Raw genomic sequence first — 26,713 nt, 5'->3', positions numbered from 1 at the left:
AGGCTTAACGCTTACTCGACGGACCGTGGGCGGGTAGGTTCCGCCGTAGCCTGATGAGTTGCGCTATGGCCGCCGGCAGAGCCTTTGCCATCGAACGCGAACGACGGACGAACCCAATCGCTGCGACGCGGTGCTTCCGGTTCGTAAGCCGGAGCCGGGGCGCGGGTCATCGGTGCGGTAGCGTGGCGCTCAGAAACGATAACCGCTGCAGCGACGGGAGCTGGCGCCACCGCGGCGACAGGGGCCGGAGCCGCTGCTGCCGGCGTTTCGTCAACAACCTGCGGCGCTGCCGCTTCTTCCGCTGCCACCACCGCTGCTGCTGTCGGCGCTTCGTCAACGCCCTGCGCAGCTACGGTTTCTTCCACTTCAGCCGGTGCGGCTGTCTGGATTGCCGGTGCTTCGTCAACGACGGCGGCTTCAGGCTCGGCGGCAACCTGCTCAACCTCGGCGGCTTCGTCTGCGGTTGCAGATTCAGCGGCGACGGCTGGCTCAGCTACGTCTTCAGCTTCAACTTCAACTTCAACGGCGGCTTCAGCTACGGTCTCAGCAACGACTTCCTCAGGGGCCGCCTGCGGTTCGCTGGCAACAACCTGCTGAGCCGGTTCTGGCGCTTCGGCTTCGCTGGCGGCGACGTCGGTCACTACCGGGGCGATGACTTCAGCTACTGCCGGTTCGCTAACGCTCTGCTCAGCGATAGCGACTGGCGCCGCGGCTTCGGCAACCAAAGCCTGAACCTGCGGCTCTTCCTGCTGCTGGTCCTGCGGACGGGCAACCGGGTAGCGGATCCAGATTTTACCTGAAGCCATTTCCGGCGATGCGCAGGCTACGGTCAGCGGCATCGGCGATTGGGTCGGATAACGCTCGTCGCGGTAACGACGACGACGCTGGCCGCTCACGCGCAGATGACGCGGCGAACGACGAGAGCGACGCGGCATACCGTTAGCATCACGAGATTCGCCGTTCTCTTCGTGCTCGACGTGAGTCTCAACCACCGCCGGCAGGTCAACTTTCGCCAGTTCAGTACGCGGTGCCGCGACTGCTGGCTGCGCTTTCTCAACCACAGCTTCAGCTGCCTCTACGGCGACTTCCGCTACCGCAGATTCGATGCGAACCTTCTGGGCCAGCTGGCGAGGTTTACGACGCGGCATGTTCTGAACGCGCTCTTCCTGCTCAGCTTCCGGCAGAACAACCGGCTCATCCTGTACTTTAACTGCTTCCAGCGGTGCCTGACGCTTATCGTCATTATTACGACGACGGTTACGTTCACGGCGCGGCGGCTGCTCGTCGCGGGATTTCGCTTTTTCCGCTTCGTCGCCGGTAGCCTGGCGAGGTTCGCGCTGCTCGGCGTTCTGCTGCTGTTTCTCACGACGGTTACGGCGGTTTTCCTCGCGAGATTCGCGGGACTCACGGCCTTCACCATTATCGGCGCGATTATCGCGGTCAGCACGGTTATCGCGGTTGTCACGATTTTCCCGGTTATCACGACTATCGCGGCCTTCGCGATTGTCACGACGATCGTTACGATCGCGGCGATTATTAGAACGTGGTTTACGACGTTCCTGCTGGCGTTCCGGCTTCTCTTCGGCTTTTTTCTCTTCCTGGACTTCAGCCGGTTTGGCTTCTTCCGTACCGGAGAAGATATTTTTCAATGCGCCAAAGAAGCGGGAGAGCAGGCCAGGCTGAGCCGGGGCTGAGGCAGCGGCCGCGGTCGGGGCGCTGGCGGCTACAGCGACGGCTGCAGGCTCTTCATGCGCGGGCGCCGGCGGAGCATCCGGCATCACGAAGGTTGCCAGAGCCGGCTGTTCCGGACGTTTACGTTCCGCCGGTTCTTCATCAGCCGGCAGAGCCATCTCTTCTTCATGCAGCTTCGGCAGCAGATAGCTCAGGGTAGAGGTCTCTTCGCCTTTGCGCACGCGCAGCACGGAATAGTGCGGGGTTTCCATCTGGTCGTTTGGCACGATGATCACGCGCACGTCGCCCTGACGGGTTTCGATAGCGCTTACCGCCGCACGTTTTTCGTTCAGCAGATAGGAGGCGATTGGCACAGGAACGATCGCGTGAACTTCCTGGGTGTTCTCTTTCAGCGCTTCTTCTTCAATCAGGCGCAGAATGGAGAGCGACAGGGATTCGTTATCGCGCACGGTGCCGGTGCCGCTACAGCGCGGGCAGACGTGATGGCTGGATTCGCCGAGCGACGGGCTCAGGCGCTGACGCGACATTTCCAGCAGGCCAAAGCGAGAAATATGGCTGATCTGGATGCGCGCGCGATCCTGACGAACGGCTTCGCGCAGGCGGTTTTCCACCGCACGCTGGTGGCGTACCGGGGTCATATCGATAAAGTCGATAACGATCAGGCCGCCGAGGTCGCGCAGGCGCAGCTGGCGGGCAATTTCGTCGGATGCTTCAAGGTTGGTGTTGAAGGCGGTTTCTTCGATGTCGCCGCCGCGGGTTGCGCGGGCGGAGTTGATATCGATCGCGGTCAACGCCTCGGTGCTATCGATGACGATAGAGCCGCCGGACGGCAGACGAACTTCACGCTGGAAAGCGGATTCGATCTGCGACTCAATTTGGTAGTGGCTGAACAGCGGGATTTCACCGGTGTAGAGCTTAATTTTGCTGCTGAAATCCGGGCGACCCAGCGCGGCGATGTGCTGGCGAGCCAGCTCAAGCACTTTCGGGTTATCGATAAGAATTTCACCGATATCCTGACGCAGGTAGTCGCGGAACGCGCGCACGATAACGTTGCTTTCCTGGTGGATCAGGAACGGCGCCGGGCGGCTTTCAGCGGCTTTCTGGATAGCTTCCCAGTGCTTCAGGCGGAAGCTCAGGTCCCACTGCAGCGCTTCGGCAGATTTGCCGACGCCCGCGGTGCGCACAATCAGCCCCATTCCGTCCGGCAGCTCGAGGCTGGCCAGCGCTTCTTTCAGCTCTGTGCGATCGTCACCCTCGATGCGGCGGGAAATACCGCCGGCGCGCGGGTTATTCGGCATCAGTACCAGGTAGCTGCCTGCCAGGCTAATAAAGGTAGTGAGCGCGGCGCCTTTGTTGCCACGTTCTTCTTTATCAATCTGAACAATAACTTCCTGACCTTCACGCAGCACATCCTTAATGTTAGGACGGCCATGAGCGTTATAGTTGGCTGGGAAGTATTCGCGGGCAATTTCTTTAAGAGGGAGGAAACCATGACGCTCGGCGCCGTAATCAACAAACGCGGCCTCCAGGCTAGGTTCAATACGGGTGATTTTGCCTTTGTAGATGTTCGCTTTTTTCTGTTCGTGCCCGGGGCTTTCGATATCCAGGTCGTACAGGCGCTGCCCATCAACAAGGGCGACGCGCAACTCTTCCTGCTGAGTTGCGTTGATTAACATTCTTTTCATCGTAACTTACTCATTATTCTTACATTGACGACTAAGCTGCGGGCAGAGTAACGCCTTGCCGGGGGAAACCGATGGCCTCGTGTCTGTTTCACGTCGCCAACCTCACGGTTGTCGCGCGCTTAAGAGGCGCAGAGTGTCGGTCGCCTGCATTTCAAACGGAAACACAGCGCAATTGTCAGGGGAATTGCCTGGGATGTATCACCAGAGAAGATTCCATTTATACACTTCATGCTTCGAGTTGCTTCTGCACTGGCTGCGCTCGTTCATCCCTGTTACCTGGCGATGCAGGCTTCCGGGGATTCACTCTCTTGCTGCCTTGACGCATCTCGAATAATTTTGCGTATATTCTATCGTTTTTCACGTTGCAGGCGTGTTGGCTTAACCTGCTCATCACAATCATGCGATTATAATGAGCTCCCGGGGATACCCGGAGTCGACGCCTTCCTGCGACGTGAAATCCATAGAGCCTGTACCGGTAAGGACTGCAACCCGCAGCCCGCTAACTGTCTGAAAGATCAATACGTCTTACGCCATTGCTGCGTTGATGATCGGTCAGACAAAATTGGGCATTCCGCTAATCTCTTGTTCTAACAAGATTCAACACGGAAAACGGCATCATTATTCCATTGCTAAGCTTGTTATAGCAAGTTGACTTTTACCTTTTATCACCCGGTTACTCACAGTTTTATCACCTGCGTATACAGATTGTTCTAATAACAAACAAAACGACGATGATGCACACGATGAAAACCGGATAATGATAAATATAAGCATATAAAAATGAGTGGCGCTAATGCGTCGGGCTATTTAGAATCGCGCACCATGAAAACTGAGACCCCAACCGTGAAAATGGTTGCCATTACCGCTGATGAAGCGGGGCAACGCATCGATAACTTTTTGCGTACGCAGCTTAAGGGCGTACCGAAGAGCATGATTTATCGCATCCTGCGTAAAGGCGAGGTGCGGGTGAACAAAAAACGCGTCAAGCCTGAGTACAAGCTGGAAGCGGGCGACGAGATCCGTATTCCGCCGGTACGCGTTGCCGAGCGTGAGGAAGACGCGGTCTCCCCGCATCTGCAAAAAGTAGCGGCTCTGGCTGAGGTGATTCTGTATGAAGACGATCATATCCTGGTGCTCAATAAGCCTTCCGGCACCGCGGTTCACGGCGGCAGCGGCCTGAACTTTGGCGTGATTGAAGGCCTGCGCGCGCTGCGGCCGGAAGCGCGCTTCCTTGAGCTGGTGCACCGTCTTGACCGCGATACCTCCGGCGTGCTGCTGGTGGCGAAGAAGCGTTCCGCGCTGCGTTCGCTGCATGAGCAGCTGCGTGAAAAGGGGATGCAAAAGGATTATCTGGCGCTGGTGCGCGGGCAGTGGCAGTCGCATACCAAAGTGGTACAGGCGCCGCTGCTGAAAAACATCCTGCAAAGCGGCGAGCGTATCGTGCGCGTCAATCAGGAAGGCAAGCCGTCGGAAACCCGCTTTAAGGTAGAAGAGCGCTTTACCGACGCCACTCTGGTGCGCTGCAGCCCGGTGACCGGTCGAACCCACCAGATTCGCGTGCACACGCAGTATGCCGGACACCCGATCGCATTTGACGATCGTTACGGCGATCGGGAATTTGATAAGCAGCTCACGGGCACCGGCCTCAATCGCCTGTTCCTGCACGCCGCGGCGCTGAAATTTACCCACCCGGGGACGGGGGAGGTGATGCGCGTTGAAGCGCCGCTGGATAGCCAGCTCAAACGCTGCCTGCAGGTGCTACGCGACAAGAAGTAACGGGACTCCGCCGCTTTCACCGCGCGGGCCGATGAGCCTGCGGCGGTGACTTTCAGGATACGGAACCGCGCATCAGGCTAGCAGCGGGTTATAGCCTTCTCTGCGCAGCATCTGACAAAGCGCAATCAGCGGCAGGCCAACCAGGGTGTTGGGGTCCCGGCCTTCTAAGCGCTCGAAAAGCGTGATCCCCAGCCCTTCGCTTTTAAAGCTCCCGGCGCAGTGCAGCGGGTTCTCTTTGCGCACGTAGGTCTCTATCTCCCGGTCGCTTAAATGGCGAAAATGAACGTCAAAGGGCTCACATTCGGTTTGCAGATGGCCGTTCGCCGAATTATAGAGCGCCAGCCCGGTGTAAAAGGTCACGATGGTGCCGCTGGCTTTTCTTAGCTGCCGGCGGGCGTTCTCTTCGCTATGCGGTTTACCGGTTATTTCGCCATCAAGGACGCAAATCTGATCGGAGCCTATAATTAAATGCTGCGGGTAGCGGGCGGCGAGAATTTGCGCCTTAGCCTGCGCCAGACGCACGACCAGCTGGCGAGCGGACTCTCCGGGGTGCGGCGTTTCATCGACTTCAGGCGCCGCGCATTCAAACGGTACCGCCAGTTTTTCCAGCAGCATCCGCCGCCAGGGTGAGGTCGACGCCAGGATAAGCTCAGACATATTTTTTCATCCACATATAGCGCTTCGAAGAGCATCATTTTAAACTATGGGCCGCAATGTGTGCGAATAAATGGCAAAAGGCAACCTGAGGCTGCCTTTTTCTTTGACTCTATGACATTACAAAGTTAATATGCGCGCCCTATGCAAAAAGTAAAATTACCCCTGACTCTTGACCCGGTTCGCACGGCTCAAAAACGCCTTGATTACCAGGGCATTTATGCTCGCGATCAGGTAGCACGTGTGGCCGATTCTGTAGTCAGCGTGGACACCGATGTGGAATGCAGCATGTCGTTCGCTATTGATAACCAGCGTCTTGCCGTTATAACCGGCGATGCGAAGGTTTCAGTAACCCTCGAATGTCAGCGTTGCGGGAAACCGTTCCCCCGTCATGTCTACACAACGTATTGTTTCAGCCCGGTCAGAAATGACGAACAGGCCGAAGCACTGCCGGAAGCGTATGAGCCGATTGAGGTTAACGAATTCGGTGAAATCGATCTGCAAGCGCTGGTTGAGGATGAAATTATTCTCTCCTTGCCTGTAGTTCCGGTGCATGATTCTGAACACTGTGAAGTGTCCGACGCGGACATGGTTTTTGGTGAACTGCCTGCAGAGGCACAGAAGCCAAACCCATTTGCCGTATTAGCCAGCTTAAAGCATAAGTAATTGAGGAGTAAGGTCCATGGCCGTACAACAGAATAAACCAACCCGTTCCAAACGTGGCATGCGTCGTTCCCATGACGCTCTGACCGCAGTCACCAGCCTGTCTGTAGACAAAACCTCTGGTGAGAAACACCTGCGTCACCACATCACTGCCGACGGTTTCTACCGCGGTCGCAAGGTTATCACTAAGTAATCACGCGATACTCTATGAATTTCGTGTTGCAGGAAGGCCGCGCAGTTAACGGTTCTGCAGCGTGAAGGACACCGAGTATAAGCGTGGTGAAGCTTAGTGAGGATTTCCCCAGGTAACTGGGGAATAACCGAACCGGGCAGCGACGATACCTTGACACGTCTAACCCTGGCGTTAGATGTCATGGGGGGCGATTTTGGTCCTTCCGTGACGGTGCCTGCAGCACTGCAGGCACTGATCTCTAATTCGCAACTCACACTTCTTTTAGTCGGCGACCCCGACGCCATCACGCCATTACTTGCCAAAGCTGATTTCGAACAACGTTCGCGTCTGCAGGTTATTCCTGCGCAGTCAGTTATTGCCAGTGATGCGCGACCCGCGCAGGCGATTCGCAGCAGCCGCGGAAGCTCAATGCGCGTGGCGCTCGAGCTGGTGAAAGAGGGGCGGGCACAGGCCTGCGTCAGCGCGGGCAATACCGGCGCGCTGATGGGACTGGCGAAATTATTGCTCAAGCCCATTGAGGGGATTGAGCGCCCGGCGCTGGTGACGATACTGCCGCACCAGCAGAAGGGTAAAACGGTGGTGCTGGATCTTGGCGCCAACGTCGACTGCGACAGCACAATGCTGGTGCAGTTTGCGGTGATGGGGGCGGTACTGGCGGAAGAAGTGGTCGGTATTGAAAATCCCCGCGTCGCGCTGCTGAATATTGGCGAAGAAGAAATGAAGGGCCTCAGCAGCATTCGCGACGCCGCAGCGGTTTTGAAAACGCTGCCGTCTCTCAACTATATAGGCTATCTTGAAGCCAATGAACTGTTGACGGGTAAAACCGATGTTCTGGTTTGTGATGGATTCACGGGCAACGTCACACTAAAAACAATGGAAGGTGTTGTCAGAATGTTTCTTTCGCTGCTGAAATCGCAGGGAGAGGGCAAAAAACGGTCGTGGTGGCTGCTGTTATTGAAACGTTGGTTACAAAAAAGCCTCGCAAGGCGATTCAGTCACCTCAACCCCGACCAGTATAATGGCGCCTGTCTGTTAGGATTGCGCGGTTCCGTGATTAAGAGTCATGGTGCTGCCAATCAGCGCGCCTTTAGCGTTGCAATAGAGCAGGCAGTGCAGGCGGTGCAGCGGCAGATACCTCAACGGATCGCCGCTCGCCTGGAATCTTTATACCCAGCAGGCTTCGAACTGCCGGGGGGCGGCAAAAACGGGAACTCCCGACAGCAAAGCGGGACGAACGAGCAGGACTGACGCCCCAGCGGTTTGAACAAGGCGGGTATGTTACCCAAGAGTGACTGAGCGTACATGTATACGAAGATTATTGGTACCGGCAGCTATCTGCCCGAGCAAGTGCGTACTAACGCCGACCTGGAAAAAATGGTAGATACGTCTGACGAGTGGATTGTCACCCGTACGGGTATCCGTGAACGTCGTATTGCCGCACCGAATGAAACCGTTGCTACGCTGGGTTTTGAAGCTGCAAAAAATGCGTTGGATATGGCGGGCGTTAAGCCGGAGCAAATTGGTCTGATTATTGTTGCGACCACCTCTGGCACCCACGCATTCCCGAGCTCGGCCTGTCAAATTCAGTCTATGCTGGGAACTAACGGCTGCCCGGCGTTTGACGTTGCTGCGGCCTGTGCCGGCTTCACCTACGCCCTGAGCATCGCCGACCAGTATGTCAAAAACGGCGCGGTAGACTACGCGCTGGTTATTGGCGCTGACGTTCTGGCGCGCACCTGCGATCCTGCCGATCGCGGGACGATCATTATTTTTGGCGATGGCGCTGGCGCCGTTGTGCTGGGGGCATCCGCCGAGCCGGGCATCATCTCGACCCATCTGCATGCCGACGGCCGCTACGGCGAGCTGTTAACGCTGCCGAACGCCGATCGCGTGGAACCGGAAAATCCGATCTATCTGACGATGGCGGGTAATGAAGTATTTAAAGTGGCCGTGACCGAGCTGGCGCACATTGTTGATGAGACGTTAGCGGCGAACAATCTGGAGCGTACCGCCCTGGATTGGCTGGTACCGCATCAGGCTAACCTGCGTATTATCAGCGCGACGGCGAGAAAGCTCGGAATGTCGATGGATAACGTGGTGGTGACGCTCGATCGTCATGGCAATACCTCCGCCGCCTCCGTCCCTTGTGCGTTGGATGAAGCGGTGCGCGATGGCCGCATTCAGCGTGGTCAGCTGATTCTGCTGGAAGCCTTTGGTGGCGGTTTCACCTGGGGTTCCGCGCTGGTTCGTTTTTAGTATAAGGATTTAGAGATGACGCAATTTGCTTTTGTGTTCCCGGGACAGGGCTCGCAGGCGGTAGGAATGTTGTCAGATATGGCGGCAGCTTATCCCGTTATTGAAGAGACTTTCCGTGAAGCCTCCGCGGCGTTGGGCTACGATCTGTGGGCGCTTGCTCAACAGGGCCCGGCAGAAGAACTGAATAAAACCTGGCAGACCCAGCCCGCGCTGCTGACCGCCTCCGTGGCGCTGTACCGCGCGTGGCAACAGCAGGGCGGCAAAGCGCCGGCTCTGCTGGCAGGCCATAGCCTGGGCGAATACTCCGCGCTGGTTTGCAGCGGCGTGATTGATTTCACCGACGCCGTGCGTCTGGTTGAGATGCGTGGCAAATTTATGCAGGAAGCCGTACCGGAAGGTACCGGCGCCATGTCGGCCATCATTGGCCTTGACGATGCGTCAATTGCCAAAGCCTGCGAAGAGTCTGCCGAAGGCCAGGTGGTTTCACCGGTCAACTTCAACTCCCCGGGTCAGGTGGTGATCGCTGGCAACAAGGAAGCCGTAGAGCGCGCTGGCGCCGCCTGTAAAGCCGCCGGCGCCAAACGCGCGCTGCCGCTGCCGGTTAGCGTGCCGTCCCACTGTGCGCTGATGAAGCCCGCGGCGGAAAAACTGGCGGTTGAACTGCAAAAAATCACCTTTAACACGCCGGCTATTCCGGTAGTGAACAACGTTGATGTGAAGTGCGAAACCGCGCCTGACGCCATTCGCGACGCGCTGATCCGCCAGCTGTACAGCCCGGTTCAGTGGACCAAAAGCGTCGAGTTTATGGCAGCTCAGGGCGTAGAACATCTGTATGAAGTGGGCCCGGGTAAAGTCCTCACCGGTCTGACTAAACGTATTGTTGACACCCTGACCGCTTCCGCGCTTAACGAGCCTGCAGCGCTGTCTGCGGCGCTTGAGCAGTAAAAGAGGAATATCATGAGTTTTGAAGGAAAAATCGCGCTGGTTACCGGTGCAAGTCGCGGGATCGGCCGTGCAATCGCTGAAACGCTCGTTGCCCGTGGCGCAAAGGTTATCGGTACTGCCACCAGCGAGAGCGGTGCGCAGGCGATCAGCGACTATTTAGGTGCTAACGGTAAAGGTCTGCTGCTGAATGTGACCGACCCGGCATCTATCGAATCTGTCCTGGGAAATATTCGCGCAGAGTTTGGTGAAGTTGATATCCTGGTTAATAATGCCGGTATTACTCGTGATAACCTGTTAATGCGAATGAAAGATGACGAGTGGAACGATATTATCGAAACCAACCTGTCATCAGTTTTCCGTCTGTCAAAAGCAGTAATGCGCGCTATGATGAAAAAGCGTCACGGCCGCATTATTACTATCGGTTCTGTGGTCGGTACCATGGGAAATGCTGGTCAGGCTAACTACGCTGCGGCGAAAGCGGGTCTGATTGGTTTTAGTAAGTCGCTGGCACGTGAAGTCGCGTCCCGCGGTATTACCGTAAACGTTGTTGCTCCGGGCTTTATTGAAACGGACATGACGCGTGCGCTGTCTGACGATCAGCGTGCGGGTATTCTGGCGCAAGTTCCGGCGGGTCGCCTCGGCGATGCAAAAGAAATCGCCAGTGCGGTTGCGTTCTTAGCTTCTGACGAAGCAGGTTACATCTCTGGTGAAACCCTGCACGTCAACGGCGGAATGTACATGGTCTGACCGAGTTTTGCGCAAAACGTTCAGGAACCGCGCAGTCTGTGCGGTTCCGGGTACGGTTTTGTGCAAAATGATTTGCGTTATGAGGGCAAACAGCCGCAAAATAGCGTAAAATCGTGGTACGACCTGCCGGGATTTAGTTGCAAATTTTTCAACATTTTATACACTACGAAAACCATCGCGAAAGCGAGTTTTGATAGGAAATTTAAGAGTATGAGCACTATCGAAGAACGCGTTAAGAAAATCATCGGCGAACAGCTGGGCGTTAAGCAGGAAGAAGTTACCAACAATGCTTCCTTCGTTGAAGATCTGGGCGCTGATTCTCTTGACACCGTTGAGCTGGTAATGGCTCTGGAAGAAGAGTTTGATACTGAGATTCCGGACGAAGAAGCTGAGAAAATCACCACTGTTCAGGCTGCCATTGATTACATCAACGGTCACCAGGCGTAAGTGAACATCTCCAGGCGGTCATTCGACCGCCTGAGTTTTATCTTTAGTTTGTCCCACAAGAATTTATTTTCCCTCCCTGGAGGACAACCGTGTCTAAGCGTCGTGTAGTTGTGACCGGACTGGGCATGTTGTCTCCTGTCGGCAATACCGTAGAGTCTACCTGGAAAGCTCTCCTTGCCGGTCAGAGTGGCATCAGCCTGATCGACCATTTCGATACTAGCGCCTATGCAACAAAATTTGCTGGCTTAGTAAAGGATTTTAACTGTGATGACATCATCTCGCGTAAAGAACAGCGCAAGATGGATGCCTTCATTCAATATGGAATTGTCGCTGGCGTTCAGGCCATGCAGGATTCTGGTCTTGAAGTAACGGAAGAGAACGCAGACCGCATCGGCGCAGCTATCGGCTCCGGCATCGGCGGTCTCGGCCTGATTGAGGAAAACCACAGCTCGCTGACCAACGGCGGACCTCGTAAGATCAGCCCGTTCTTTGTACCGTCTACAATTGTTAACATGGTGGCCGGACATCTGACCATCATGTTTGGCCTGCGTGGGCCGAGCATCTCCATCGCGACCGCCTGTACTTCCGGTGTGCATAATATCGGTCAGGCCGCGCGTATCATTGCTTACGGCGATGCCGACGCAATGGTTGCCGGCGGTGCGGAAAAAGCCAGTACCCCGCTCGGCGTGGGTGGCTTTGGCGCAGCCCGCGCGCTCTCTACCCGCAACGACAATCCGCAGGCGGCAAGCCGTCCGTGGGATAAAGATCGCGACGGTTTTGTGCTTGGCGACGGTGCCGGTATGGTGGTGCTGGAAGAGTACGAGCACGCTAAAAAACGCGGCGCGAAAATCTACGCGGAAATCGTTGGTTTTGGTATGAGCAGCGATGCTTACCATATGACCTCTCCTCCGGAGAACGGTGCGGGTGCGGCGCTGGCAATGGTTAACGCCATTCGCGATGCGGGCATTGAGCCGGGCCAGATTGCCTACGTCAACGCGCACGGTACTTCGACGCCAGCGGGCGATAAAGCGGAAACTCAGGCCGTTAAGTCAGTCTTTGGCGATGCGGCTCGCCGCGTGATGGTCAGCTCGACCAAATCGATGACCGGGCACCTGCTGGGCGCCGCAGGGGCGGTAGAGTCTATCTACTCAATCCTCGCGCTGCGCGATGGCGTGGTTCCGCCGACCATCAACCTGGATAACCCGGACGATGGCTGCGACCTGGACTTCGTCCCGCACGAAGCTCGTCAGGTTTCCGGCATGGAGTACACCTTGTGTAACTCCTTCGGCTTTGGCGGCACCAACGGTTCGCTGATCTTTAAAAAGGTCTAAGCCGTTAATCTCGTCACCCAGCCATGACTGAGGCCTGCATTTATTGCGGGCCTTCTTTTTTCTTCAGCTTTCTCTGCTTGTCCTGCGTAATTCATCCTGCGACACTGGCGGGCCACCGATAAGGAGCCACTATGTTCTTGATTAATGGCCGCGAACAGGACGTCCTGGCCGCTAACGACCGGGCGATACAGTTTGGCGACGGATGCTTTACCACCGCGCGTATTGTGGAAAATAGCGTGCAGATGCTGCCTGCCCACCTTCGGCGTTTGCAGCAGGCCTGCGAAAAGCTGATGATCCCCTATAGCCACTGGCAAACGCTGGAACAGGAAATGCTGCGCCTGGCGCAGACCGAGAAAAGCGGCGTCCTCAAGGTTATTCTGACGCGCGGTTCCGGCGGCCGCGGCTATAGCGGCACGCTGTGCCAGGCGCCGACCCGCATTCTCAGCGTATCCCCGCTACCGGCGCACTATTCCCGCTGGCGCGAAGAGGGCATCGCTCTGACCCTGAGCCCGATACGGCTGGGGCGCAACCCGTCGCTTGCCGGCCTGAAGCACCTTAACCGCCTGGAGCAGGTGCTGATCCGCTCTCATCTTGAGCAGACGGAGGCTGACGAGGCGCTGGTTCTTGACAGCGACGGGTGGCTTACGGAATGCTGTGCCGCGAATCTGTTCTGGCGCAAGGGAATGGAGGTATTTACGCCGCGTCTTGACCAGGCGGGCGTGAACGGGATTATGCGCCAGTATTGTATCGCGAGGCTGGCACAATCGCCGTTTCGCGTTGTCGAAGTCACCACGGGCCCTGATGCGTTGCGCGATGCCGATGAAGTGCTGATTTGCAATGCCCTGATGCCGCTGGTGCCGGTTCGCCGTTGGGACGAGAGCCGTTGGTCCTCGCGCGAGCTTTATCATTTTTTAGCCCCACTGTGTGAGCTGTCTGGTTAGTCATGAAGAAAATGTTACGTTTTATCCTGCTGTTGTTAGTGGTGTTCGGCATTGCCGCAGGCGTGGGCATGTGGAAAGTCCGCCAGCTCGCTGACAGCAAGCTGCTTATCAAAGAAGATACCATCTTTACCCTTGAAGCCGGCACAGGGCGCATCGCGCTGGGTCAGCAGCTGTACGGTGATAAGGTTATCAACCGGCCTCGCGTCTTCCAGTGGCTGCTGCGGATTGAGCCGGAGCTGTCGCACTTCAAAGCCGGTACCTACCGCTTCACGCCGAAAATGACGGTGCGCGAAATGCTCCAGCTGCTTGGCAGCGGCAAAGAGGCCCAGTTCCCGCTGCGTTTCGTTGAGGGAATGCGGGTGAGCGACTATCTGCGCCAGCTGCGCGACGCGCCGTATGTCAAGCATACGCTGGCCGACGACAGCTATGAAACGGTAGCGAAAACGCTCGATCTTGAACACCCGGACTGGGTGGAAGGCTGGTTCTGGCCGGATACCTGGATGTATACCGCCAATACCAGCGATGTGGCGATCCTCAAGCGGGCGCATCAGAAGATGGTCGCCGAGGTGGACAAAGCGTGGGAAGGGCGGATGGATAACCTGCCGTACCAGGATCAAAACCAGCTGCTGACCATGGCGTCAATTATCGAAAAAGAGACGGCGGTGCCGGAAGAGCGCGACCGCGTGGCGTCGGTATTTATCAACCGCCTGCGTATCGGTATGCGTTTGCAAACCGACCCGACGGTGATTTACGGCATGGGTGAGGGTTATAATGGCAAGCTGACGCGCAGGGATCTCGAAACTCCGACGGCCTATAATACCTATGTGATTAGCGGCATGCCGCCGGGGCCGATCGCCGCGCCCGGAGAGGCCTCGCTGACCGCCGCCGCGCATCCGGCGAAAACGCCGTACCTCTATTTTGTCGCTGACGGTAAGGGCGGGCATACGTTTAATACCAATCTGTCCAGCCACAACCGCTCGGTTCAGGATTATTTAAAAGTTCTTAAGGAAAAAAATGCGCAGTAATTACATCGTTATCGAAGGCCTGGAGGGCGCAGGAAAAACCACCGCACGTAACCTGGTGGTAGAGGCGCTGGAGCAATCCGGCGTCAGCGATCTGCTGTTTACCCGCGAGCCGGGCGGCACCATCCTTGCCGAGAAACTGCGCAGCCTGGTTCTCGATATCCAGTCCACCGGCGATGAAGTGATTAATGATAAAGCCGAAGTGCTGATGTTTTATGCCGCCCGCGTTCAGCTGGTGGAAACGGTAATTAAGCCGGCCCTGGCCCGCGGACAGTGGGTGATTGGCGACCGCCACGATCTCTCGACCCAGGCGTACCAGGGCGGCGGACGCGGCATTGACCAGACGATGCTGGCGACGCTGCGCGACGCGGTGCTCGGCGATTTTCGTCCGAACCTGACGCTCTATCTCGACGTGACGCCTGCGGTGGGCCTCAAGCGCGCGCGCGCGCGCGGCGAGCTCGATCGTATTGAGCAGGAGTCGCTGGACTTCTTCAACCGGACCCGCGCGCGCTACCTTGAGCTGGCGGCGCAGGACCCGACGATCCGCACCATTGATGCCACCCAGCCGCTGGAAGCGGTCGCGCGCGATATCCGCGCAGTTATCAGCCAGTGGGTGGCGGAGCAGCGCGCATGAAATGGTATCCGTGGTTACGCCCGCCTTTCGAGCAATTAGTCACCAGCTATCAGGCCGGGCGGGGTCACCATGCGCTACTGCTGCAGGCCCTGCCGGGAATGGGTGGCGATGCGTTGCTCTACGCGCTGTGCCGCTACCTGATGTGCCGACAGCCGGAAGGACACAAAAGCTGCGGCCACTGCCATAGCTGCCAGCTGATGCAGGCCGGTACGCATCCTGATTACTACACGCTGGTGCCGGAGAAGGGAAAAAGCGCCCTCGGCATTGACGCCGTTCGCGAAGTGAATGAAAAGCTCTACGAACGCTCGCGCCTCGGCGGCGCCAAGGTGGTGTGGATTAGCGACGCGGCGCTGCTGACCGATGCGGCGGCGAATGCCCTGCTGAAGACGCTGGAAGAGCCGCCGGAAAATACCTGGTTCTTCCTCGCCTGCCAGGAGCCGGCGCGGCTGCTGGCCACGCTGCGCAGCCGCTGCCGCCTGTATCATCTTGCTCCGCCTGCTGAATCCTATGGTCTGGCGTGGCTGGAGCGCGAGGTGAGGCTGGAGCAAAACGCGCTGCTGGCCGCGCTGCGCCTGAGCGCCAATGCGCCAGCGGCGGCGCTGGAACTGCTTGAGGAGAGCCGCTGGGCCTCCCGGCAGCAGCTAATCCAGACTCTGGCAAACGTACTAACCGACGGCGACTGGCTAACGCTGCTGCCGATTCTGAATCATGAACAGGCCGCCGTTCGCCTGCACTGGCTGGCATCGCTGCTGCTGGATGCGCAAAAAAGGCAGCAGGGGATCGCCCTGGTGAGCAACCCCGATGCCTGGACGCTGATAAACCAGCTGGCGCATGCGCTGCCGGCCAGCCGCCTGCAGGCTATTGCGCGGGACGTCAGCGCCTGCCGCGAGCAGCTGCTGAGCGTGGTCGGCGTCAACCGCGAACTGCTGCTAACCGAGCGCCTTCTGCGCTGGGAACATTACCTGCAACCTGGGGCGGTTCTCCCCGTTTTCCACCTCTGAGCGAGACATTATGTTTTTAGTCGACTCCCACTGCCATCTTGATGGCCTGGATTATGAAACCCTGCATAAAGACGTGGACGATGTGCTGGTGAAAGCCGCTGCGCGTGACGTGAAGTTCTTCCTTGCCGTTGCCACGACGCTGCCGGGATATCGCGGGATGCGCGAGCTGGTCGGGCGGCGTGACAACGTGGTTTTCTCCTGCGGCGTGCATCCGCTCAACCAGGATGAAGCGTACGACGTCGGCGAGCTGCGCCAGCTGGCCGCGGAAGAGGGCGTGGTGGCGATGGGGGAGACCGGGCTGGACTATTTTTACACCCCGGAAACCATGCCCCGCCAGCAGGAGTCCTTCCGCGATCATATCCGCATCGGTCGTGAGCTAAACAAGCCGGTGATTGTGCACACCCGGGACGCGCGGGCCGATACGCTGACAATTTTGCGGGAAGAAAAAGTGACGGATTGCGGCGGCGTACTACACTGTTTCACAGAGGATAGAGAGACAGCGGGTAAATTGCTGGACATGGGGTTCTATATCTCGTTTTCCGGTATTGTCACGTTCCGTAACGCCGAACAGCTGCGCGACGCCGCGCGCTACGTTCCCCTCGATCGCCTGCTGGTGGAGACCGATTCGCCTTACCTGGCGCCGGTTCCCCATCGTGGTAAAGAGAACCAGCCGGCGATGGTTCGTGACGTTGCCGAATACATGGCGGTTCTGAAGGGCGTTTCGCTGGAGCAGCTGGCGCAGCAGACCACCGATAATTTCGCCAGATTGTTCCATATCGACCCCTCCCGCCTGTAACCTGCCGATCTTCCTATTATTTTAAGGCTCGTAATTAATACTTAAAGCGAGTAAAGTTCACCGCCACAAAAGGGGCGGTGACGTGCTTTTGGTTACATTTAGATACAGCTTATGTAAGTTGATGTAAACTTTCCCACGCCGACTGATTGAAACGTGATAGCCGTCAAACAATCATTCCGCCAATTATTTTACTCTGTGTAATAAATAAAGGGCGCTTAGATGTCCTGTCCACGGCACGGTTCTCCCCCCGTGCCAATGCGTGAAAACGTAAAAAAGTACCAAATACTCAGGAGCACTCTCAATTATGTTTAAGAATGCATTTGCTAACCTGCAGAAGGTCGGTAAATCGCTGATGCTGCCGGTCTCCGTGCTGCCTATCGCAGGTATCCTGCTGGGCGTCGGTTCCGCAAACTTCAGCTGGCTGCCAGAAGTCGTTTCCCACGTCATGGCAGAAGCAGGCGGTTCGGTATTCGCTAATATGCCGCTGATCTTCGCTATCGGTGTGGCGCTTGGCTTCACCAATAACGACGGCGTATCCGCGCTGGCTTCGGTCGTTGCTTACGGCATCATGGTGAAAACCATGGCGGTTGTTGCCCCTCTGGTTCTGCATCTACCTGCTGAAGAGATTGCGGCTAAGCACCTGGCTGATACCGGCGTACTCGGCGGTATTATTTCCGGCGCAATCGCGGCATACATGTTCAACCGCTTCTATCGCATCAAGCTGCCAGAGTATCTGGGCTTCTTTGCGGGCAAGCGTTTTGTGCCGATTATCTCCGGTCTGGCCGCTATTTTCACCGGCGTGATCCTCTCCTTCATCTGGCCTCCGATCGGTACTGCTATCCAGACCTTCTCTCAGTGGGCTGCGTACCAGAACCCGGTTGTGGCGTTCGGTATCTACGGCTTCATTGAGCGTTGCCTGGTACCGTTTGGCCTGCACCACATCTGGAATGTTCCTTTCCAGATGCAGATTGGCGAATACACCAATGCGGCGGGTCAGGTCTTCCACGGCGATATCCCGCGCTACATGGCAGGCGACCCGACTGCGGGCAAACTGTCCGGCGGCTTCCTGTTCAAAATGTACGGTCTGCCGGCTGCTGCTATCGCTATCTGGCACTCCGCTAAACCGGAAAACCGCGCGAAAGTGGGCGGTATCATGATCTCCGCGGCGCTGACCTCGTTCCTGACCGGTATTACCGAGCCGATCGAGTTCTCCTTCATGTTCGTTGCGCCGATCCTTTACGTTATCCACGCAATTCTTGCAGGTCTGGCATTCCCGATCTGTATCCTGCTGGGTATGCGTGACGGTACTTCGTTCTCCCACGGTCTGATCGACTTTATCGTTCTGTCCGGCAACAGCAGTAAGCTGTGGCTGTTCCCGATTGTCGGTATCTGCTATGCGATCGTGTACTACGTTGTCTTCCGCGTGTTGATTAAAGCGCTGGACCTGAAAACTCCGGGTCGCGAAGATTCAACTGAAGACAGCAAAGTGGGCGCAACCAGCGAAATGGCTCCGGCCCTGATCGCGGCGTTCGGCGGTAAAGAAAACATCACTAACCTTGATGCGTGCATCACCCGTCTGCGCGTTAGCGTGGCTGACGTAGCGAAAGTTGATCAGGCTGGCCTGAAAAAACTGGGCGCTGCCGGTGTGGTCGTTGCAGGTTCAGGCGTTCAGGCAATCTTCGGGACTAAATCCGATAACCTGAAAACTGAAATGGATGAGTACATCCGCGCTAACTAAGTTGTGATGTGGGGAGACTAAGGCAGCCGAATGGCTGCCTTTTTTAATGGATTCAGCGAGTAAAAAGGGAGCCGGCTGGCTCCCTGGTTTTTTTATGGTCAGCGCTGAGGATAAATCAGAACTGATAGCTGGCGGTGATGCTGAAGTTGCGCGGTTCGCCGTAAACAATCGAGCCGTCAATGTTGGTATCGTAGGTTTTATCGAACAGGTTGTTGATATTACCCTGTAAGGCGAAGTTTTTGGTGACCTGGTAGCGGCTGAATAAATCAACCAGCGCGTAGCTGCCTTGTTCCGCGCGGAAGGTACCGTACGGCGTGACGGTATCTTTATAGACCCGGTTCTGCCAGTTCACGCCGCCGCCAACGGTCAGCTCGGGCATCGCCGGCAGACGATAGCTGGTGAACACTTTGACGCTGGTACGCGGCAGGTTCGGGTTCACCGCGTTGCCTTCATTATCTTCCGCGACATAGCGCGTGGCCCCGAAGGTCATCTGCCAGTTATCGGTAATCGCCCCGTTAACTTCGAACTCGACGCCTTTACTCACCGTACCGTTGACGGTTTTGTAGGCCGTATCGCCGTTGCTGCCGGCAATCGGGGTTCCGGTAGACTGCCCCAGGTTATCCTGTTCGATACGGAACACGGCCAGCGTCGTGGTCAAACGGCTGTCCATCCAGTCTGATTTCAGGCCAAGCTCATAGTTGTTGCCGGTGATCGGCGTCAGATATTTACCCGAGCTGTCGCGGACGTTCTGCGGCTGGAAGATTGAGGTGTAGCTGGCGTAGGTCGACCAGTTATCATCAATGTCGTAAACCAGGCCGGCGTACGGCGTCGTATGGTTTTTCTCCATGCTGTAGGAGAGGGTGTCGATACGCCAGTTGGTATAGCGCACGCCGAGAATTAAGTGCAGCGGGTCGGCCAGGGAGAAGCGCGTCGCGGCATATAGGGACTTCATCCGGGTGGTGTCGTCCTGGGCGAGGCTTTGCGGGCCCCAGTTCGTTTCAGGGAAACTCCCCGCATTGAAGTTATTAAAGCTGCCGATTTCATCCGGGAACACGTTGGCCCAGGAGCTGAAATAGCGATTATTTTGTTTGCTGTAGCTGCCGCCGACTATCAGGTTATGCTGGCGCCCGAACAGATCGAAGCCGCCATCGGTAAACAGATCTACGGCATCGATTTTACGTTTGCCGCTGTTCCAGCCCGTCCCGCCAACGTAGTCATAGCCTGGGCCATAGTTGCCGTATGGGCCGACCAGCATGCCGGTCTCTTTGTTGACGTACGCATCGACGTACATCATTTTGCTGTCGAATTTGACCTCGGAGTGCGTCGCGGTCATGGTCGCCTGCCAGGTATCGGCAAAGCGCTGCTTCAGCGTGACGAAGACTTTGTTGAACTCTTTATCGTTATAGGCCCAGTCCGGAGAGGTGCTGTGGGCGCGATCGTAGTGGTTCTTGCTGCCGTCGGTATTCCAGCGCGGCAGGCCGCCCCAGGTTGGGCTGTCGACGTCGATGCGCTGGTATTCGTAGCCGGCGGAGAGGCTGGTTGAGGTGCCAAGGTCGGCATCGAGAATGCCGGAAAAGAACGTTTTTTCGCTGTTGTAACGATCGAGCCAGGAGTCATTATTCTGATAGCCAGCGACGATGCGCGCCCGGACGTTACCGTCCTCGGTCAGCGGGCTCTGCACGTCCGCGACGTAGCGCTGCTTGTTCCAGCTGCCGTACTCCGCCGAAAGATTACCTTTAAATTCCCGGCTGGTGGCATGTTTACGAATCATATTGATTGAAGCGGAGGGGTTGCCCGTACCGGTCATCAGACCGTTGGCGCCGCGCACGACTTCAACCCGCTCAAAGAGCGCGGTATCGGAGAGCGCGTCCCCCAGGTTCCAGCGGGATTCAAAATAGGTTGGAATACCATCAACCATATAGTTGTCTATCTGAAAACCGCGGGAGTAATAGCTGCTGCGATCGGAGTCCGCCTGGCTGCGGCTGATCCCGAGCGTGTTGTCCATGACGTCGCCAAGGGTTTGCAGCTGCTGATCCTGCATCCGCTGCTCGCTGATGATGCTGACCGATTGCGGAATATCGCGCTGGGTCATCAGCATTTTTGTTCCGGCTGACGTGGTTTTAACGCTGTAATCCTGCTGCTGTTCGCCGACGCCGGCTGGCGTTGTCCCTTCTACAATGATGGTGTCGTCGGTCGTACCGGCGGCAATGCCGAGGGCGGGGTGGAGCGCCAACGCAATGCCGACGGCGAGTAGAGACGGCGCGCGGCGACCATCCCGTAAGCTGGTAGTGAAAGACATTATTAACCCTTAATTAGGAGACAATCGTTATACGCCGAGGCTCTTTGGCCGCGGTCGAACCATTCCTGAAGTGCGCTGTAACCACATAGTGAATACAAATGAGAAATATACGCATTTATATTTAATGTGTAAACAGAGGTAAGAATGGCGGTCAAAATGGCGTTTATCGGCGTCGGCGGCGGGTCCCGATCCGGGATATGCTTAATCCGTCATCAGCCAGGCCCGCCGCCGCGTAAGAAAAAGTGCATTCGGGTTGAAAGAGGGGGAGTAACTCGCTCATACTCTTAGATGAATCCTGTGCATCCGCGTTTATCTGCAGAGGCAGGCCAGAGCACGGTATAAAAATTAATAAGGAATCAGTCATGGCAGAAGAAACGATTTTTAGCAAAATCATTCGCCGGGAGATCCCGTCGGATATTGTTTATCAGGATGAGCTTGTTACCGCCTTTCGCGATATTTCTCCACAGGCGCCGACCCATATTCTGATTATCCCCAATATCCTGATTCCTACCGTCAACGACGTCACCACGGAGCACGAGCTGGCGCTGGGACGGATGATGACCGTCGCGGCGAAAATTGCGCGTGATGAAGGCCTTGCCGACGATGGCTATCGTCTGATCGTCAACTGTAACCGCCACGGCGGCCAGGAAGTTTACCATATCCATATGCACCTGCTGGGCGGTCGCCCGCTGGGTCCAATGCTGGCTCACAAAGGCTAATCAATGCGCGCAGCTCATTTCGGCACTCTTCTGGCGGCGGCGCTGCTGGCCGGCTGCGGTTCTCACGCGGAAATTCCGGTGGGAGAACAGCAGACGCTGGTGATGGAGTCTAACGTCTTAGCCGCAGGTATCAGCGCCGATGCGCCTGAGGTCACCGCCTCACAGATTCAGGCCACCGCGACTTCAAGGCTGTTCAACGAACGCCAGGAGCCGATCGTCGTGCATTACCGATTTTTCTGGTATGACGCCAGAGGACTGGAGATGCACCCGCTGGAGCCGGCCCGCAGCATAACGGTGCCCGCACGCTCATCCGTGACGCTTTACGGTAGCGCGAATATTTTGGGGGCGCACAAGGCCCGACTTTATCTTTATCTGTAAGAGGTAATTGTGATGATTAAAATGTGTCGCTATGCGTTGATCACAGCACTGGCGATATTCCTTGCCGGGTGCGTCGGGCAGCGTCAGGAACCCGCGCCGGTAGGGGAGGCGCAGCCGAAGCCGGAACAGCCTGCGCAGCCGCAGCCTACGGTGCCGACCGTGCCGGGCATTCCGGCAGTGCCGGCGCAGCCTGGGCCGATTGAGCATGAACAGCAGCCGACGCAGCCGACGCCGCGCGTTCGCCACTATGACTGGAACGGCGCGGTGCAGCCGATGGTCGGGCAGATGCTGCAGGCGGGGGGCGTGAATGCGGGCAGCATTCTGCTGGTCGATAGCGTCAACAACCGCACTAACGGGACGTTGAACGCCGGCGACGCGACCGCGGCCCTGCGCAATGCGCTGACGGGAAACGGCAAGTTTACGCTGGTCTCGCCGCAGCAGCTCGGCGTAGCGAAACAGCAGCTTGGCCTGTCGCCGCAGGATAGCCTCGGTAGCCGCAGCAAAGCGATGGGCATCGCGCGCACCGTTGGCGCGCAGTACGTGCTCTACTCTAATGCCACCGGCAACGTCAATTCACCTGAGCTGAAGATGCAGCTGATGCTGGTGCAAACCGGCGAGATTATTTGGTCAGGTAAAGGTGCAGTTCAGCAACAGTAAGCTTACGCGCGATGAGGTATTGTCGCGCTTTTTCCCCCGCTATTCGCCGCTCGACGATCCGGCCTTTGCCGGTCTGAGCGGCGGTAGCTGCATTATCAGCAACGGCACCCGGCGGCTGGTACTACGCCAGCCGCACGATCCTGCCGCGCCCGCCAGCGATTTCCTTCGTCAATATCGCGCGTTATCCCGGATGCCGGATACGCTTGCACCGTCGCCAGTTTTTTACTCGCCGCGCTGGATGGTGGTGGAATATTGCGTCGGAGAAATGAAAAGCGCGCTTCCGCCGGGCCCGCAGCTGGCCGGGGTGTTGTATCATCTGCACCAGCAGCCGCGCCTGGGCTGGCGTATCGCGCTGGCGCCGCTGCTGGAACACTACTGGCAGCAGAGCGACCGCTCGCGACGAACCCCGCTCTGGCTGCGTTGGTATAAGCGCCTGCTACGGCGCGGAGAGCCTCGCCCGCTGCGCCTGGCGCCGCTACATATGGATGTGCATGCGGGCAATCTTGTCCATACCGAGGGCGGGCTGCGGCTGATCGACTGGGAATATGCCGGCGACGGCGATATTGCGCTGGAGCTTGCTGCCGTGTGGATTGATTCCGCGCAGCATCGGCAGCTGGCAGCGGAGTACGCCCGACAGGCGAACATTAATGAGCGCCAGCTGTGGCGACAAATTCAGCGCTGGCGCCCGTGGGTATTGATGCTAATGGTAGGCTGGTATGAGCGTCGCTGGCAGCAAACCGGCGACCGGCAGTTTATCGCCCTGGCAGATGCGGCCTGGCGTCAGTTAGACAAATAATATAAGAGAGGTCAGTGTGGGTCCGGTAATGTTGGATGTCGAAGGTTTTGAACTGGATGCGGAAGAGCGGGAGATCCTCGCGCATCCCTTGGTTGGAGGGCTGATTCTCTTCACCCGCAACTATCACGATCCGGCGCAGCTGCGCGAGCTGGTGCGGCAGATCCGCGAAGCTTCGCGCAATCATCTGGCGATCGCGGTCGATCAGGAAGGCGGGCGCGTGCAGCGCTTTCGCGAGGGCTTTACCCACCTGCCGGCCGCGCAGTCCTTTGCCGCACTGCTGGGGATGGAAGAGGGCGGCAGGCTGGCGGCGCAGGCCGGCTGGCTGATGGCCAGCGAAATGATCGCTATGGATATTGATATCAGCTTTGCGCCGGTGCTCGACGTCGGCCACATTAGCGCCGCCATCGGCGAGCGCTCCTATCATGACGATCCCGAGAAGGCGCTGGCCATCGCGCGCTGCTTTATTGACGGTATGCATGAAGCGGGAATGAAAGCGACCGGGAAGCATTTCCCGGGCCACGGGGCGGTAACCGCGGATTCTCATAAAGAGACGCCGCGCGACCCGCGCGCTGAGGCGGAAATTCGCGCCCGGGATATGGCCGTTTTCCGCACGCTGGTTGCGGAGCAGCGGCTTGATGCGATTATGCCTGCCCACGTTATTTACACCGACGTCGACCCGCGTCCGGCCAGCGGCTCGGCGCACTGGCTGAAGACGGTGCTGCGCGGGGAGTTAGGCTTTGACGGCGTGATTTTCTCCGACGATCTGTCGATGGAAGGCGCGGCGATTATGGGCAGCTACGCCGAGCGCGGGCAGGCTTCCCTGGACGCGGGTTGCGATATGATCCTGGTCTGTAATAATCGTAAGGGTGCGGTCAGCGTGCTGGATAACCTGTCGCCGATCAAAGCAGAGCGTGTTACGAAATTGTATCATAAAGGTTCCTTTACCCGTCAGGAACTAAGGGATTCCGCCCGTTGGAAGGCGGTCAACGCGCAGCTGGAGCAGCTCCACGCGCGTTGGCAAGAGGCGAAGTCCGCGTAGCAAACCTGAAGGGCGTTGTTGTCTGGTGAGGATACGATGATTATCTATTTACACGGTTTTGACTCTAACAGCCCCGGTAACCATGAGAAGGTGCTGCAGCTGCAGTTTATCGACCCCGACGTGCGGTTGATTAGCTACAGTACGCGGCATCCGAAGCATGACATGCAGCACTTGTTAAAAGAGGTCGATAAGATGCTGCAGCTCAACGCCGACGATCGGCCGCTGATTTGCGGCGTTGGTCTGGGCGGCTACTGGGCGGAACGAATTGGCTTCCTCTGCGATATCCGCCAGGCGATTTTTAACCCGAACCTGTTTCCCGATGAGAACATGGAAGGGAAGATCGATCGGCCGGAAGAGTACGCGGATATCGCCACCAAGTGCGTGAATAACTTCCGTGAAAAAAATCGCGATCGTTGCCTGGTGATGCTTTCCCGCAAGGATGAAGCGCTGGACAGCCAGCGTTCCGCTGAGCTGCTGCATCACTACTATGAAATTATCTGGGATAACGAGCAGAGTCATAAATTCAAGAGTATCTCCCCGCATCTGCAGCGGATAAAGGCCTTTAAGACCCTCGGCTGATCGCCTCCCTCCAGCCCGCTGTGTGAACGCACCGCGGGCTTTTTTTATCCATTCTGTGATTGCTTGCACAAAAAATGTGCGGTAAAACTTGATGCATATCAATTTTGGTATGACCAATGAACCGTTCATGTTATTCTCGATTTCGCTGAATGGTTTCAATGCTGTAACTTGTTGTTAATTAAAGGCTATTTATATAACTTTTAATTAACAATTGGTTAATAATTTTAGGGGGTCACGTGACTACACCATTGAAAAAAATAGTAATCGTTGGTGGCGGTGCCGGCGGACTGGAACTGGCTACTCAGTTGGGTAAAAAGCTGGGCCGTAGCAAAAAAGCGAAAATCATCCTGGTGGATCGCAACCATAGCCATCTGTGGAAACCGCTGCTGCATGAAGTGGCAACGGGTTCGCTCGACGAAGGTGTAGATGCGCTGAGCTACCTGGCTCATGCCCGCAATCACGGTTTCCAGTTCCAGCTCGGTTCCGTCGCGGATATCAACCGCGAAGCAAAAACCATCACGCTTTCCGAACTGCGTGACGAAAAGGGCGAGCTGCTGGTGGCCGAGCGTAAGCTGCCTTACGACACGCTGGTCATGGCGCTGGGCAGTACCTCTAACGACTTTAATACGCCGGGCGTTAAAGATAACTGTATTTTCCTCGACAACCCGCACCAGGCGCGTCGTTTCCATCAGGAAATGCTGAACCTGTTCCTGAAATACTCCGCGGATCTCGGCGCCAACGGCAAAGTGAATATTGCTATCGTCGGCGGCGGGGCCACCGGCGTTGAGCTTTCTGCCGAGCTGCATAATGCGGTTAAGCAGCTGCATAGCTACGGCTACAAAGGGCTGACCAACGAAGCGCTGAACGTCACTCTGGTTGAGGCCGGGGAGCGTATTCTGCCGGCGCTGCCGCCGCGTATTTCCGGCGCCGCACACAGCGAGCTGACCAAGCTCGGCGTGCGGGTGCTGACAAAAACCATGGTCACCAGCGCCGATGCTAACGGCCTGCACACCAAAGACGGCGAGTTTATTAATGCCGATCTGATGGTATGGGCTGCCGGGATTAAGGCGCCGGACTTTATGAAAGAGATCGGCGGTCTGGAAACCAACCGCATCAACCAGCTGGTGGTCGAGCCGACGCTGCAAACGACCCGCGATGCGGATATCTATGCCATCGGCGACTGCGCTTCCTGCGCCCGTCCGGAAGGCGGATTCGTGCCGCCGCGCGCGCAGGCCGCGCACCAGATGGCAACCTGCGCGTTGAATAACATCCTTGCGCAGATGAAAAACAAACCGTTGAAAACTTATACTTATAAGGATCACGGTTCGCTGGTTTCGCTCTCCAACTACTCGACCGTCGGCAGCCTGATGGGCAACCTGATGCGCGGTTCAATGATGATCGAAGGCCGTATTGCGCGCTTCGTTTACATCTCCCTGTACCGCATGCACCAGATTGCGCTGCACGGCTACTTTAAAACCGGCCTGATGATGCTGGTGGGGCGCATCAACCGCATCATTCGTCCGCGCCTGAAGCTGCACTAATTCTCGGGCGCTCTGCTCCCGGATGACGGCGTTAACGCCTTCTCCGGGTTGCGGAGCGCGGCGAGCCGCCGCCCGGTCGGATAACGCGCTGCCGGGCGGTTACCTGGAATATCCTTCTGTAATATTCGCTATATCCTCTCGGATTCCTCTGAATCCCCGCTGTTTGCTGCAGATCCTCGCATTT

Annotated in this window: 25 protein-coding genes; 22 read left to right on the top strand and 3 right to left on the bottom strand. The window is 57.1% G+C overall.

The genetic code is table 11. The annotated features are described in order from the left end of the window. Positions 1–11: 11 nt before the first annotated feature. Positions 12–3,377 carry a ribonuclease E gene (rne, locus tag QFI97_RS17920; RefSeq protein ID WP_346431725.1) on the bottom strand — a complete coding sequence of 1,122 codons (3,366 nt, stop codon included), beginning with the start codon at positions 3,375–3,377 and terminating at the stop codon, positions 12–14. Positions 3,378–4,199: 822 nt separating this feature from the next. Between rne and rluC the strand changes: the two genes are divergently transcribed. Next, positions 4,200–5,153 (top strand): 23S rRNA pseudouridine(955/2504/2580) synthase RluC, encoded by a 954-nt coding sequence (rluC, locus tag QFI97_RS17915; protein WP_346431724.1) that lies wholly within the window; start codon positions 4,200–4,202, stop codon positions 5,151–5,153. 72 nt (positions 5,154–5,225) lie between these two features. On the opposite strand, the gene QFI97_RS17910 is transcribed toward rluC, so the two are convergent. Further along, positions 5,226–5,810: a Maf family protein gene (locus QFI97_RS17910; protein WP_346431723.1), complete on the bottom strand. Its 585-nt coding sequence runs from the start codon at positions 5,808–5,810 to the stop codon at positions 5,226–5,228. A gap of 141 nt (positions 5,811–5,951) precedes the next feature. Between QFI97_RS17910 and yceD the strand changes: the two genes are divergently transcribed. The 14 genes from yceD (at position 5,952) to ptsG (ending at position 18,521) form a co-directional block, all read left to right on the top strand. Then, a complete protein-coding gene (gene yceD, locus QFI97_RS17905; RefSeq protein ID WP_095096396.1) occupies positions 5,952–6,473 on the top strand; it encodes a 23S rRNA accumulation protein YceD in 522 nt (173 codons plus the stop codon). A 16-nt stretch (positions 6,474–6,489) separates the two neighbouring features. Beyond that, positions 6,490–6,663, top strand: a complete 174-nt coding sequence (gene rpmF, locus QFI97_RS17900) for a 50S ribosomal protein L32 (protein ID WP_003857964.1) — start codon at positions 6,490–6,492, stop codon at positions 6,661–6,663. Between the two features lie 150 nt (positions 6,664–6,813). Then, positions 6,814–7,911 carry a phosphate acyltransferase PlsX gene (plsX, locus tag QFI97_RS17895; RefSeq protein ID WP_095096399.1) on the top strand — a complete coding sequence of 366 codons (1,098 nt, stop codon included), beginning with the start codon at positions 6,814–6,816 and terminating at the stop codon, positions 7,909–7,911. A gap of 54 nt (positions 7,912–7,965) precedes the next feature. Beyond that, positions 7,966–8,919, top strand: a complete 954-nt coding sequence (locus QFI97_RS17890; RefSeq protein ID WP_346431722.1) for a beta-ketoacyl-ACP synthase III — start codon at positions 7,966–7,968, stop codon at positions 8,917–8,919. 15 nt (positions 8,920–8,934) lie between these two features. Then, positions 8,935–9,864, top strand: a complete 930-nt coding sequence (gene fabD / locus QFI97_RS17885; protein ID WP_346431721.1) for an ACP S-malonyltransferase — start codon at positions 8,935–8,937, stop codon at positions 9,862–9,864. Positions 9,865–9,876: 12 nt separating this feature from the next. Next, positions 9,877–10,611: a 3-oxoacyl-ACP reductase FabG gene (gene fabG, locus QFI97_RS17880; protein ID WP_041144966.1), complete on the top strand. Its 735-nt coding sequence runs from the start codon at positions 9,877–9,879 to the stop codon at positions 10,609–10,611. Between the two features lie 210 nt (positions 10,612–10,821). Continuing rightward, positions 10,822–11,058, top strand: coding sequence for an acyl carrier protein (acpP, locus tag QFI97_RS17875; protein ID WP_000103754.1), 237 nt, complete (start codon positions 10,822–10,824; stop codon positions 11,056–11,058). Between the two features lie 89 nt (positions 11,059–11,147). Next, entirely contained in the window at positions 11,148–12,389 is a 1,242-nt protein-coding gene (gene fabF / locus QFI97_RS17870) for a beta-ketoacyl-ACP synthase II (RefSeq protein ID WP_095096408.1), read from the top strand. Positions 12,390–12,520: 131 nt separating this feature from the next. Beyond that, positions 12,521–13,330, top strand: coding sequence for an aminodeoxychorismate lyase (gene pabC, locus QFI97_RS17865; protein WP_095096411.1), 810 nt, complete (start codon positions 12,521–12,523; stop codon positions 13,328–13,330). A 2-nt stretch (positions 13,331–13,332) separates the two neighbouring features. Beyond that, entirely contained in the window at positions 13,333–14,355 is a 1,023-nt protein-coding gene (yceG, locus tag QFI97_RS17860) for a cell division protein YceG (protein WP_346431720.1), read from the top strand. Then, a complete protein-coding gene (gene tmk / locus QFI97_RS17855; RefSeq protein WP_095096417.1) occupies positions 14,345–14,986 on the top strand; it encodes a dTMP kinase in 642 nt (213 codons plus the stop codon). Before yceG ends, tmk begins: the two co-directional genes overlap by 11 nt. After that, entirely contained in the window at positions 14,983–15,987 is a 1,005-nt protein-coding gene (holB, locus tag QFI97_RS17850; RefSeq protein WP_346431719.1) for a DNA polymerase III subunit delta', read from the top strand. The genes tmk and holB overlap by 4 nt, the downstream gene beginning before the upstream one ends. A gap of 10 nt (positions 15,988–15,997) precedes the next feature. Further along, a complete protein-coding gene (locus tag QFI97_RS17845; protein ID WP_346431718.1) occupies positions 15,998–16,783 on the top strand; it encodes a metal-dependent hydrolase in 786 nt (261 codons plus the stop codon). Between the two features lie 304 nt (positions 16,784–17,087). After that, a complete protein-coding gene (gene ptsG, locus QFI97_RS17840) occupies positions 17,088–18,521 on the top strand; it encodes a PTS glucose transporter subunit IIBC (protein WP_095096426.1) in 1,434 nt (477 codons plus the stop codon). Between the two features lie 115 nt (positions 18,522–18,636). Here the strand turns inward: ptsG and fhuE are convergent, their stop codons facing one another. Then, entirely contained in the window at positions 18,637–20,820 is a 2,184-nt protein-coding gene (gene fhuE, locus QFI97_RS17835) for a ferric-rhodotorulic acid/ferric-coprogen receptor FhuE (protein WP_346431717.1), read from the bottom strand. A gap of 362 nt (positions 20,821–21,182) precedes the next feature. Here fhuE and hinT point away from each other — a divergent pair, with 362 nt between their 5' ends. The 7 genes from hinT to QFI97_RS17800 all read left to right on the top strand — a co-directional run bounded on the left by hinT (position 21,183) and on the right by QFI97_RS17800 (position 26,529). Continuing rightward, positions 21,183–21,539, top strand: a complete 357-nt coding sequence (gene hinT / locus QFI97_RS17830) for a purine nucleoside phosphoramidase (RefSeq protein ID WP_041144975.1) — start codon at positions 21,183–21,185, stop codon at positions 21,537–21,539. Positions 21,540–21,542: 3 nt separating this feature from the next. After that, positions 21,543–21,917 (top strand): YcfL family putative periplasmic lipoprotein, encoded by a 375-nt coding sequence (locus QFI97_RS17825; RefSeq protein WP_045854851.1) that lies wholly within the window; start codon positions 21,543–21,545, stop codon positions 21,915–21,917. Between the two features lie 21 nt (positions 21,918–21,938). Continuing rightward, positions 21,939–22,574, top strand: a complete 636-nt coding sequence (gene lpoB / locus QFI97_RS17820) for a penicillin-binding protein activator LpoB (protein ID WP_189339837.1) — start codon at positions 21,939–21,941, stop codon at positions 22,572–22,574. Continuing rightward, positions 22,555–23,370, top strand: a complete 816-nt coding sequence (gene thiK / locus QFI97_RS17815) for a thiamine kinase (RefSeq protein ID WP_346431716.1) — start codon at positions 22,555–22,557, stop codon at positions 23,368–23,370. The genes lpoB and thiK overlap by 20 nt, the downstream gene beginning before the upstream one ends. Positions 23,371–23,398: 28 nt before the next feature. Further along, positions 23,399–24,409, top strand: coding sequence for a beta-N-acetylhexosaminidase (nagZ, locus tag QFI97_RS17810; RefSeq protein ID WP_157349077.1), 1,011 nt, complete (start codon positions 23,399–23,401; stop codon positions 24,407–24,409). Between the two features lie 36 nt (positions 24,410–24,445). Continuing rightward, positions 24,446–24,988 (top strand): alpha/beta hydrolase YcfP, encoded by a 543-nt coding sequence (gene ycfP / locus QFI97_RS17805; RefSeq protein WP_095096443.1) that lies wholly within the window; start codon positions 24,446–24,448, stop codon positions 24,986–24,988. Between the two features lie 236 nt (positions 24,989–25,224). Next, complete coding sequence (locus tag QFI97_RS17800) at positions 25,225–26,529, top strand: NAD(P)/FAD-dependent oxidoreductase (RefSeq protein WP_346431715.1); 1,305 nt, start codon at positions 25,225–25,227, stop codon at positions 26,527–26,529. Positions 26,530–26,713 lie beyond the last annotated feature (184 nt).

Origin of the sequence: Klebsiella scottii, assembly GCF_036561945.1 — a bacterium.
GTDB lineage: Bacteria > Pseudomonadota > Gammaproteobacteria > Enterobacterales > Enterobacteriaceae > Klebsiella > Klebsiella scottii.
This window is presented reverse-complemented; position numbering and strand designations above follow the sequence as displayed.